This is a genomic window from Francisella sp. Scap27 (assembly GCF_013394105.1).
GTDB lineage: Bacteria > Pseudomonadota > Gammaproteobacteria > Francisellales > Francisellaceae > Francisella > Francisella adeliensis.
In genome coordinates, this window is the sequence record NZ_CP041326.1 from 1,284,288 (window position 1) to 1,295,394 (window position 11,107).

Genomic DNA, 11,107 nt, shown 5'->3' on the forward strand with positions numbered 1-11,107 from the left:
GATTAATAACCTCTCCAGCCTTGTTACTAAATATTTAGTAGCTTCTAGGTTCTTTATATTATAAATAAGTTGCTGCAAATTGGTTTAGTATACAAAATAATTAGGCTATTATTTTCATTTCAAATACTAAACAATTTAGCAGGTTTACATTATGAATGAAAGATACAAGATTAATACAGGGCTAGCAGAAATGCTCAAGGGAGGCGTGATTATGGATGTGGTTACACCTGAACATGCTATTATCGCTGAAAAGGCTGGAGCTGTTGCTGTTATGGCTCTTGAGAGAGTCCCCGCTGATATCCGAAAAGATGCCGGTGTTGCAAGAATGTCGGATCCTAAAATGATTAAAGAAATAATAAACAGTGTATCGATCCCCGTTATGGCTAAAGTCAGAATAGGTCACTTTGTCGAGGCTCAAATCTTAGAGTCATTAGGCGTTGATTTTATTGATGAAAGTGAGGTGCTTACTCCTGCTGATAATATTCACATTGATAAACACGACTTCAAAGTACCTTTTGTTTGTGGTTGTAGTAATTTAGGTGAAGCATTACGCAGAATAGCAGAAGGTGCTTCATTGATTAGAACTAAGGGTGAAGCAGGTACTGGTGATGTGTCTCAGGCAGTAATACAAATGAGATGCATAAATAATCAAATGCGTGCTGTAATGTCTGCAGATAAAATGGAGCTAGCTAATATAGCAAAAGACTTACAAGCTCCATTACATCTTATTCAGTATGTTCATGAGCATGGTAAGTTACCTGTACCTAATTTCTCTGCAGGAGGTATCGCGACTCCAGCAGATGCTGCTTTAATGATGCAGTTAGGTGCCGAGTCAGTATTTGTTGGGTCTGGAATATTTAAATCAACTAACCCAGAAAAAAGAGCCTCAGCAATAGTTAAAGCAACGACTAACTATGATAACCCTAATATCTTAGCTGAGATATCTGAAGATATAGGTATAGCTATGACAGGAATAAACTGTGATTCACTTACTGAAATTGAAAACTTCTCAAATAGGGGTAACTAGTTGAATATAGGTGTTTTAGCATTACAAGGAGCTTATGTAGCACATAGCAATAAACTAAAAGAACTTGGTTTTGATAGTTGTTTATTAAAAACTAAACAAGATTTAGAAAAATGTGATGTGATATTTTTACCAGGTGGAGAAAGTACAACTATGCTTTATCTACTAAAGGAATTAGACCTCATAGACATGCTCAAAACTAAACTTAAAACTATCCCAGTTTTTGCAACTTGCGCCGGTCTGATATTACTCAAAGAGCTAAATATTCTTGATATTGAAATAACAAGAAATGGTTATGGTCCTCAATTGATGAGTGGTATATATCCTTTAGATGTTAACTTAAGAGGATCATCGTTTTTAACAGAGGCTTTTTTTATTAGAGCTCCTATAATTACAGGTTTAAGAGATGGTTCTATAGAGGTGAGATCTAGTTATAAAAATAGCCCAGTGCTTATAGAAAAAGACAATATTCTAGCAATGAGTTTTCATCCAGAACTAAGTGATTGTAATCAAATATATAAATATTTCTTTGAAAAAAATATGTAACCATAATTCTAATATAGATTAATTATTCCACTTACTAAATTATAAAATACTTGCTAAATAATACTTTGACAAAGTTTATTAAAGCAATTATGCTGTTAGTAGATGAATATAGATTCATTAGTTTATCTTTAAGGTAAACACGTGTTGATTTGTTAACTCAGCTTGCGGACACGATAAATAATCTGCTAAAAGGTTAAATACATGATTTTACCTACTTTTCAGATTTTCTCCCAAGCTAAAGAAATTTATAAATAGGAGAAATTTATGAATAAATATTCTTTAGAAACTTTAGCCCTACATCAATCCATACCTGCTCAAAGTGGTTCGGTGCAAATACCAATTCATCAAACTTCAAGCTATGTCTTTGAAAGTATAGAACAGGCTGCAGACCTTTTTGCATTGAAAGAATTTGGCAACATATACTCTCGGCTTACTAATCCAACTGTAGATGCTTATGCCTCAAGACTTGCTAAACTTCATAATGTAGCTGGCGCTTTTGCTTGTTCTTCAGGACATGCTGCTCAACTTTTGATATTTTTGAATTTACTACAAAGTGGAGATCATATTGTAGCATCTAAGTATCTATATGGTGGCTCTATAACGCAACTCACTCATACCTTCCCTAGGCAGTTTGGTTGGCAATCTACATTAGTTGATATAAATGATTTTAGTGAAGTTAAGAATGCTATAAAGCAAAATACAAAGGCTATTTTTATAGAAACTCAATCTAACCCTAGTGGAGTAATTGCTGATATTCAAGCACTAGCAGATATAGCTCACTCAGCAGGTATCCCGTTAATAGTTGATAATACTGTTGCTACTCCATATCTACTGAACCCAATAGATTATGGGGCGGATATAGTATCTTATTCTTTGACCAAATATTTGGGAGGTAATGGTTCTATAGTTGGTGGGGCTGTTGTTGATTCTGGGAAATTTGATTGGTCACAAAATGAGAAATTTCCTTTACTATCTAAGCCGGATAGTTCTTATAATAACATTAGTTTTTATGATAGTTTTAAAGAGCTTGCCTTTACTGTTAGGGGGATTGCTGTTGGATTAAGAGATATTGGTGCAACACTTAGTCCTCATACAGCCTTTTTAGCTTTACAAGGTTTAGAAACCTTAGGAGCAAGGTTGGATAAACATGTAGCGAATGCTATAGTCATTGCTGAGTACTTAGCTAAGCATCCTAAAGTGGAAAAAGTTAATTATTCAGGTTTAAAAAACTCTCCGTACCATGATTTGGCTAAGCAATATCTGCCTAGAGGTTTACCAGGACTTTTTACTATAGAGTTGAAAGATGGTTTTGAGGCTGGAAAAACCCTTGTAGAAAAGACGCAACTTTTTGTTCATTGTGCCAATATAGGAGATGCTAGAAGTTTGATTATACATCCAGCATCGACCACACATTCTCAGTTAAGTGATCTAGAAAAAGCACAAGCAGGCATAACTAATAGTTTAGTAAGACTTTCTATAGGCCTAGAAAAAGTTGAAGATTTAATCTTAGATTTAGAGCAGGCATTAAGCTGAAGGGGGGAGGTATGGAAATAAATAGAGATTACTCAAAAAATTCTTCTGTACTAATTAATGATAAGTCTGAAATAGATAAACATACTCTAAGAATAGCAGTATTAAACCTTATGCCAACAGTACAAGAGACTGAGCATCAATGGCAAGATCTTTTATCCTATAATAAAAACAACTCTGTAGAAGTTGTCTTTTTTAACTCATTAATTAGACCTAGTTCTAAGGTCGATAAAAGGCACATAGATCAAAATTATTCTAACTGGGAAAAGTATGATTTTAATAAACTTGATGGAATAGTTATAACTGGAGCACCAGTTGAACTGCTCGATTTCAATGAAGTCGATTTTTATCCGGAAGTATGCAAAATTATTGCCAAAAGTATAGAATACAATCTTCATTTAATGCTTATATGTTGGGCTGCTCAAGCTGCTTTACACTATCTGTATGCTATAGATAAATGTTGTTTAGATAAAAAACTATTTGGTGTTTATGAGCATAAAATAATAGACAACAAGCACCCGTTATTTAAAAACTTTAACAAAACTGAGGTGAAAGCATGTATCTCGAGACAAACAAAAGTAAACTCAATCGAAGCTCTTAAATATACTAATAAAATTTTATCATCAGAAATTGATGGGTTAGATTGTTTGGTAGATAAAAATAATTCCAAAATTATCTATATGTTTAATCACCTTGAGTATACGGAGAAAACATTAGAGGCTGAGTTTGTAAGAGATTTGAGTTATAAAAAAATGCCTCCTCCGTACAATTATTATCAAGGCAAAAATAATTATGTAAATATAAAATACTCTTGGAAAGACGATCGGGTGAATTTTTATTCTAACTGGATAGATATGCTAGTTTAGTCGGTTGATTTCTCCAACTCATCAATCATATAACCTGCTTCTTCTAGTTGTTGCGTAAATAATTCCTTAGCATCTGCTAAGCCACTATTATAAAAATGTGGGCCTATTTCTTTTGCAAAAAACTCCATGAGAAACTCAGCTTCAAAGCCACCGATTTCTTGATTTAGTTCTGTAGAGAAGTAAGTCTTTATCTTGGCTATTATTTGAGCGGTTTGTTCTTTTGTGAAGGTTATTTCTGTCATATCTCAATAATCCCTATTTCTTTCAAGTATTTGTATGTACCATCATAAAAAATTTTGGTTCTTGTATGATCTATCTCACTTCCGTTTGGAATAAATATAACCATGCCTTGTCGCGCTCTTGTTAGTAACACTCTATATGCATTTTTTAAATATTCCTTATCTATCTCTTTATTTATATTTTGCCACTTAGTACCTTTGAAACTTTGATATTTCCAATCAGTATTGTTTGCATAAAAATTTGCACCCCATGCAACACATACCCAATCAATTTCTAAGCCCTGAATATCAAATTCTGTTGCAACCTCTTCTAGAAAATAAGAAGAACGAATATCAGTATTATCATTTAAAAACCAATTAGGTGCTGATATTTCATTTTTTACATCTATACCAATGGGCCTTAAACGTTTTGCTCCTGATGAAGCTATTATACCAACCCTTTCAGTTCCCTTTGATTGTTCTCTAAGCCAGTTTTTAGCTTTGTTTATATCTCTGGTTATAACTATAGGATAAGTAGTCATAATTTGTTTGTAAATATCTTTGGCTAAGTCGGTATTCTTATTAAGTAACTCATGAATGAAACCTGAAAGTTTTTCTGCTCTAAAAGATCTAACTGAGACAGCTAAGTGCAGTTGCTCTTTACTTATACCAGATCTGGAAAACCAGTTTTTAATATCACTTCCTTTTAAGTAATTATCACTCTGCATTACGAGATTAGAATAATAAATATTCCAATCTGAGAATTTTTCTTTCAAGGAATATATCCATTCTTCAAGCCCAGCCTCACCGGTATTTATTTCTTGACCACCTCCAATCAAACATACAACAGTACACCAATGATCATGCCTATCCATCACGCTTATTAAGAATTCAGGCTCGGACATATCAAAATCATCTATACCTTTTTTTCTTTTCATAAAAGAACTAGTCTGATGTTTAGTCCATGCTCGTTGAGCCTCATCAAACACTACAACTTTTTCGATAGGTGCTTTATCAGATTGTAAGTTATCATCTCTGAAATGATGTATGTTTTGTATAAAAGCGTTTGCTTTTATACTTGCTTGCTTTTTTGTTAAGTTTTGACCAGTTTGCTTAGAGCTAAGAACATTATCTCTAGCTAAAGCCTCTCTTAAAACATCTACTAACGGACCATTACCGGATAAAAACACAGCATGCTCATCTTCATCTACATTCATTCGTTCAACAGCAATGTTTAGTCCCGCTAATGTCTTACCTGCGCCAGGAACTCCTGTTACAAAACATATAGACTTTAAATTATTTGCTTTTGAATTTTCAATTACATTGTTTATACAGTCTGTCGTTGTAGTTAGATTGATAGCTCCTGAATCAGAACGTGTGATTTCTTTAACATTATGTCCCTTATAAAGAGCTTGAGCTGCTTCTACAATCGTGGGAGTAGGCTTATAAATAGAATCTTCCCAATAATCTATGTCTATATCTTTTTTTACAGCGTTTATATATTTTCTGAAAACCATTTCAAGATTATTTTGATTAGCTTTTTCTGCTGTTTCAAAATCAGTAACTCTGTAGATACTCTCTTTTATTTCTCTTGCATCAGTAGATACTAAGACAGGAATTAACTTAGCATAGTGGCTACCCTCATGAAAATTTTTCAAATCTACAGAATAGTCTATTACCTGCTCTACAGCATGTTTTTCATACTTATCACTACCTACTTTAAACTCAACGACAAAAACAGTATCTTTTACTATGATGATATTATCTACTCGTTTTCCCATTCTTGGTATAGCAAACTCAAAATAGACTTTTCCATCTAATCCTTTTAGTTGATTTTTTAATATCTGTATCTGTGACTTCCAAGCATTTATCTGCAAATCTTCAAGGTTTCTATTTGTATGACTAGAAGTTAATTTACCTAAAATACTAGATTCTGTTTCAAACAGGAACTGTTCTATTGATTCTGAATAATAAGCTCTTTTCATCATATTTCCCTAGATTTTATAAAGCCTATATAACACCTTTTATAGACAAGCCCCAGCCTTCATACCACTCACAAACTCTTTCAGCTTAGCTAGCATCTTCTCACTACCGCCAAGATTACTTTCAATAATCTTGACAGTTGCCGAGCCTGATATAGCACCACTTGCACCTGCTTGGATAGCCTCTTGTACTTGCTGTGGTGTAGAAATTCCAAAGCCTAGAATTGGATTGGGAGCGTTGTACTCTTTAAGTTTCGCGAGTACAGTTTCTACAGGCAAGTTTGCTGCAGTTTCAGCTCCTGTCACACCTACTCGTGATAGCAGGTAAGTATAACCGCTACCAAGCTCTGAAATAGTTTGTAATAACTCATCAGTAGCATCAGGTGGAGCGATAAAAATCTGTTGTATGCCGGTCTTTTTAGCTATTTCTAAGAAGTCTTTTGACTCGTGAGCTGGGACATCTGCAATTAGGATTGAGTCAACACCTGCATTTTTGCATTTTGTATAGAAATTCTCAATACCGTTAGAGCATACAAGATTTGCATACAGTAGTAATCCCATAGGAATATCGGCGTGCTTCGCTCTTATTTCTCGCAGAATATCAAAGCAATCATCAGGTGTCATACCACTTTCTAATGCACGAATATTTGCAGCTTGAATAGTAGGGCCATCAGCTAAAGGGTCAGAAAATGGGATACCAAGCTCTAACGCATCAGCACCTGCCTCTACAAGAGCATCGATGATTTTTAGTGATGTTTCTTTGTTTGGGTCGCCAATAGTTACAAATGGTACAAAAGCACCTTGATTTTTAGCTTCAAGATTTGCAAAAAGTTTTGTATATCTATCCATTATATTTCTCCTTTTTGCTTTAGTACATCATGTACTGTAAATATATCTTTATCGCCACGCCCAGAAAGGTTTACTACAAGAGTTTGCTCTTTTTGTGGGCTATCAAAAGCCATTTTGACAGCATAAGCTAAAGCATGAGCAGACTCTAGTGCGGGGATTATACCTTCTTTTCTACACAGTAGCTTAAAAGCGCCTAATGCCTCATCATCTGTAGCAGAAACATATTCAGCACGGCCTATAGCTTGTAAATGAGCGTGTTGTGGCCCAACTGATGGGAAATCTAGTCCTGCCGATATTGAGTAAGACTCTTCAATTTGGCCATTCTTATCTTGCATAAGAGGGGCTTTCATCCCAAAAAATATACCAGTCTTGCCATGCTTTAGTGGAGCTCCATGCTGATCAGTATCTATACCTTTGCCAGCTGGCTCCACACCTATTAGGCGGACATCTTTTTCTTCGATAAAGTCAGCAAACATTCCAATAGCATTTGAGCCACCGCCGACACAAGCGATGACTGCATCAGGAAGCTTACCTTCTTTTGCTAATATCTGCTTTTTAGTTTCTTGCCCAATCATCTTTTGAAATTCGCGCACGATAGTTGGGAAAGGGTGAGGACCTGCTGCGGTACCTAGTAAGTAGTGAGCTTTTTGATAATTAGCTGACCAATCTCTAAGTGCTTCATTACAAGCATCTTTAAGAGTTGCTGAACCACTATGGACAGGGATAACCTCTGCACCCATAAGCTTCATTCTAAATACATTGGGGTTTTGACGCTCGACATCTTTTGCACCCATATATACTTTGCATTTTAAATCTAGCAATGCACAAGCTAAAGCTGTAGCTACACCATGCTGACCAGCACCTGTTTCTGCGATGATTTCTTTTTTCCCCATTCGCTTTGCAAGTAGGGCTTGGCCAAGTACTTGATTAGTCTTGTGAGCACCACCGTGCAACAGATCTTCACGTTTTAAGTAGAGTTTTGTTTTAGTTTCTTTAACTAAATTTCGAGTAAGTGTAAGAGCTGTTGGACGACCGGCGTACTCTGTTAGAAGCTCAGAAAACTCTTTTTTAAAAGATTCATCTTGTTGAGCTTTGATAAACTCTTCTTCAAGCTGGTTTAGAGCAGGTACAAGGATTTGCGGCACAAATTGGCCACCGTATTCGCCAAAGTAAGCATTTAATTTAGACATTGAAACTTCTTTAAATATTATTTGTTTATATTATCGCTAATATTGAGTTGAAAATATACAATAAAATTGTGATGCTAAAGACAATTTATATTTTCTAACAGGACTATATGTATACATTCATATTTAGAGTGACTGTATTCATATGCTTATGATCATATAGTTCTTGGTATACATATTCTGGACCAACAAGGACATTGTTATCAAAGTAAGCGCGTTGTGATGATAGTATAAACTGTTGCTTTACACCGGTGGTAGATCTTCCTAGAGAAAGAGGGGATGCAGATATAGGCATTGGTATATTAGAAGCATTATAAGATTGGCCATAAGAGGCACCAAAGTTTGTCTTCCTTCCTTTAAGTACGAAGGAGTAATTGGTTGCAGCGTACCATCCTCCAGCTAAGACATTAGAGCCAGTATCGTCGAAATCTTTCTTATTTGTAGTAGATGCCCAGCCAGCTCCTATATTTAGAAAACCACCGCCAACTGTATATGTAAGGTTGGTGTTTATATCTAAACTACCGATAGTATCTCCGCTTTTTGATTGTGATTTAAGGAACTTGTTTAGAGATGAATTACCAGCCTCAGCAAGGTTGTAGACATAGCCAGTGTTAAAACCGACAGCTAGATCCTCACTCCATTTTTCTGCATAAAATAATCCGGCTGAAAAGTTTAACCTATTGTCATCACTACCAAATACAGCAATGTTTGTGTTTAAAACATCATTTTTATAGTTGAATGAGACATTGGTGACATTCCCTGCAGCAAGAAATTTAGTCATACCACCCGTCCATGTCCCACCACCACCAAACGCTCCAATAGATAGTTTATTTTTGCCAACTGTAAAGAAAAATGGAGAAGTATCTAAGTTTCCTATAATTACTAAAGCATTTCCGAGAGAGAAGTTATTTAATTCAGTTGTACTAAAATCAAACTGAGCTGTTACATAGTGTCCTAAGTTAGATACAAAATACAGGTTTGCAGCTGTAAGATATATGTTTTGACCATTTCCAGGTAAAGTTGTTGTACCATTTGTTATACCGTTACTTCCAGACCATGCTTGAGTATTTGCTCCAATTCTGGCGCCAAACACTATAGAATGATTATCAAACTTATATCGTTGACCAATAAGGGTTGATGCAAAAAGATTGCTTGAAATCATTCCTATTGGGATTCGGTTATTTCCGGAGAATGCTCCTAGGAATGTTATCTCTCCCATAGTTGTAATAGCAGGGATGTTAGCAACATCTACACCTCTATTTTTATTGAATAAACCACTTTTACCTAGATTAATAATTGAATTATCTGTGTTAACATTTGTCAATATGTCAAAAGCTGTGTTTTTGTGAGCATCAGATATTAGACTTGAACTATCTATTCTTGATTTATATGTTGAAAATGTTAAAGAATTTTTAGCTTTTTCATCGTCATGTTGTAGCTTATTTATTTCGGATTGGATATCTTTTATTTTTATTTCTAGCGCTTTTATAGTTTCTAAGTTATCAAAATCATTTAAATTTTTATTAGTGGATTGTTGCTCAATAGAAAATCCTATAGAAGGGAATAATAGCTGTCCTAAGACACCCAAGGATAATGCTTTAAGCTTATTAGACATAGATATTATTAAGGGAAGAAATTATTATCTGTGGATAATATCATTAAATGATAATGATTATCAATACTGTTTATTGCAAAAATACTTATTTATTTCTTTTTATATAAAATAGCCACATCCCAAAGGATATAATACTCAAAATAGTTATCAGTAATGAGATAGGGTATAGAGATGTTATTGCTAAATGGCTGGTTATAAAGCTACTCAGTGAAGATAACAAAAACTCTAGAGATAGTGCAAAAGCCATTGCTGTGCCGATCATTTTTGGGAATGGTGAGACTACACCTACAGCAGCTGTTGTCATAATAAACCCTGTTCCAAGGAAATAGACAAACATTGCAGATATTGTTAGGTATGGCCCATCAACTTTAAGTATCGTTGTAGCTAATAAAAATACAGCTGCTAATACTAAAATCACCACACCTACACCTGTTAGATTAGAAATTCCTTTTCTGACAACATAGCGACCACATATAACAGCACCTAACAGATGAGCTACTAAGAGGCTAGACATCATTATTCCAAAGGTTTTTGTTGGTATACCGTAGGTTTTAATCATCAAAAATGCAGCACTTGTATTGAATGCCGTTTCACCAGCAACCATTAAGCCCGTACACATTAAATAGCCGAAGAAAACAGGATGTCTGAATACGGTAGAATAATCTCTTAAAATCCCTTTGAAAGACAATTTTTTTCGAAAATCATCCTTTTGTGTTTCAGGTAAGTATTTAAACATTATCAGGAAAATAAAACTGCTGTAAATACACATTACTATAAAGGCAAAATGCCAGTTTTTAAAAGTTGCTATAACTCCACCTAGAGTTGGTAAGAAAGCAATAATTATCGCAGCTAAGGCAAAGAGATAACCAAAAACATTTGCAGCCTTGTCATTAGGGTAAGAGTCATTGATAATTATTCGCCCCATGAGTATCGTAGCACTTACTCCAAGACCTTGGATGAAACGGAAAAATATCAGCCATGTTATGTCACTAGCAAATATACAACAAAAACTACTTATAATATAAAGCAGAAGCCCGATTAACATAAATTTGCGTCGACCATACACCTCTGATAAAGGGCCGTAGATTATCATTCCTAGAGCTTTTCCTGCTAAGAAAAAAGCAATAACATACTGAGTAAGCCTTACAGATGTATCTAAATCTTTTGTCATAATCGGAAGTAGAGGTAGTAAAAAATGCACTCCCATATTGCCAAGAAACCATGTCGATAGAACCAGTAAAGGGATATATCTTATATTTTTATTATCTAAATTCATTTTCTAACCTGTTT

The 11,107-nt window shown here is 34.8% G+C and carries 10 protein-coding genes and 1 riboswitch; of the genes, 4 read left to right on the forward strand and 6 right to left on the reverse strand.

Annotated features, from left to right (window positions below):
• The first annotated feature begins 151 nt into the window (after window positions 1–151).
• From pdxS to FLM55_RS06260, 4 genes are all read left to right on the forward strand, one after another.
• The gene (gene pdxS / locus FLM55_RS06245; protein ID WP_112870797.1) at window positions 152–1,027 is read left to right on the forward strand and encodes a pyridoxal 5'-phosphate synthase lyase subunit PdxS; all 876 of its coding nucleotides are present in this window, start codon (window positions 152–154) and stop codon (window positions 1,025–1,027) included.
• The gene (gene pdxT, locus FLM55_RS06250) at window positions 1,028–1,570 is read left to right on the forward strand and encodes a pyridoxal 5'-phosphate synthase glutaminase subunit PdxT (RefSeq protein WP_112870796.1); all 543 of its coding nucleotides are present in this window, start codon (window positions 1,028–1,030) and stop codon (window positions 1,568–1,570) included.
• A gap of 131 nt (window positions 1,571–1,701) precedes the next feature.
• Window positions 1,702–1,779: riboswitch (SAM riboswitch) on the forward strand.
• 55 nt (window positions 1,780–1,834) lie between these two features.
• Window positions 1,835–3,103: an O-acetylhomoserine aminocarboxypropyltransferase/cysteine synthase family protein gene (locus tag FLM55_RS06255; RefSeq protein WP_178948503.1), complete on the forward strand. Its 1,269-nt coding sequence runs from the start codon at window positions 1,835–1,837 to the stop codon at window positions 3,101–3,103.
• An 11-nt stretch (window positions 3,104–3,114) separates the two neighbouring features.
• Window positions 3,115–3,966, forward strand: coding sequence for a homoserine O-succinyltransferase (locus tag FLM55_RS06260; RefSeq protein ID WP_178948504.1), 852 nt, complete (start codon window positions 3,115–3,117; stop codon window positions 3,964–3,966).
• On the opposite strand, the gene FLM55_RS06265 is transcribed toward FLM55_RS06260, so the two are convergent.
• The 6 genes from FLM55_RS06265 to fslD all read right to left on the reverse strand — a co-directional run bounded on the left by FLM55_RS06265 (window position 3,963) and on the right by fslD (window position 11,093).
• On the reverse strand, window positions 3,963–4,208 hold the full coding sequence (locus tag FLM55_RS06265) for a DUF2164 domain-containing protein (protein WP_178948505.1): 246 nt from the start codon (window positions 4,206–4,208) through the stop codon (window positions 3,963–3,965). The two genes, FLM55_RS06260 and FLM55_RS06265, sit on opposite strands and share 4 nt — an antisense overlap.
• Complete coding sequence (locus FLM55_RS06270; protein ID WP_178948506.1) at window positions 4,205–6,169, reverse strand: DUF2075 domain-containing protein; 1,965 nt, start codon at window positions 6,167–6,169, stop codon at window positions 4,205–4,207. The genes FLM55_RS06265 and FLM55_RS06270 overlap by 4 nt, the downstream gene beginning before the upstream one ends.
• 39 nt (window positions 6,170–6,208) lie before the next feature.
• Window positions 6,209–7,015: a tryptophan synthase subunit alpha gene (gene trpA, locus FLM55_RS06275; protein ID WP_178948507.1), complete on the reverse strand. Its 807-nt coding sequence runs from the start codon at window positions 7,013–7,015 to the stop codon at window positions 6,209–6,211.
• On the reverse strand, window positions 7,015–8,205 hold the full coding sequence (gene trpB / locus FLM55_RS06280) for a tryptophan synthase subunit beta (protein WP_178948508.1): 1,191 nt from the start codon (window positions 8,203–8,205) through the stop codon (window positions 7,015–7,017). Before trpB ends, trpA begins: the two co-directional genes overlap by 1 nt.
• Before the next feature lie 103 nt (window positions 8,206–8,308).
• Entirely contained in the window at window positions 8,309–9,817 is a 1,509-nt protein-coding gene (fslE, locus tag FLM55_RS06285) for a rhizoferrin import outer membrane protein FslE (protein WP_178948509.1), read from the reverse strand.
• Between the two features lie 85 nt (window positions 9,818–9,902).
• Entirely contained in the window at window positions 9,903–11,093 is a 1,191-nt protein-coding gene (gene fslD, locus FLM55_RS06290) for a rhizoferrin import MFS transporter FslD (RefSeq protein ID WP_178948510.1), read from the reverse strand.
• Window positions 11,094–11,107 lie beyond the last annotated feature (14 nt).

Bases quoted from the DNA above. Each gene is read 5' to 3' on its own strand.
- FLM55_RS06270 (WP_178948506.1), bottom strand. From the start codon at position 6,169: ATGAAAAGAGCTTATTATTCAGAATCAATAGAACAGTTCCTGTTTGAA.
- pdxS (WP_112870797.1), top strand. From the start codon at position 152: ATGAATGAAAGATACAAGATTAATACAGGGCTAGCAGAAATGCTCAAG.
- FLM55_RS06260 (WP_178948504.1), top strand. From the start codon at position 3,115: ATGGAAATAAATAGAGATTACTCAAAAAATTCTTCTGTACTAATTAAT.
- FLM55_RS06255 (WP_178948503.1), top strand. From the start codon at position 1,835: ATGAATAAATATTCTTTAGAAACTTTAGCCCTACATCAATCCATACCT.
- trpA (WP_178948507.1), bottom strand. From the start codon at position 7,015: ATGGATAGATATACAAAACTTTTTGCAAATCTTGAAGCTAAAAATCAA.
- FLM55_RS06265 (WP_178948505.1), bottom strand. From the start codon at position 4,208: ATGACAGAAATAACCTTCACAAAAGAACAAACCGCTCAAATAATAGCC.
- fslE (WP_178948509.1), bottom strand. From the start codon at position 9,817: ATGTCTAATAAGCTTAAAGCATTATCCTTGGGTGTCTTAGGACAGCTA.
- trpB (WP_178948508.1), bottom strand. From the start codon at position 8,205: ATGTCTAAATTAAATGCTTACTTTGGCGAATACGGTGGCCAATTTGTG.
- fslD (WP_178948510.1), bottom strand. From the start codon at position 11,093: ATGAATTTAGATAATAAAAATATAAGATATATCCCTTTACTGGTTCTA.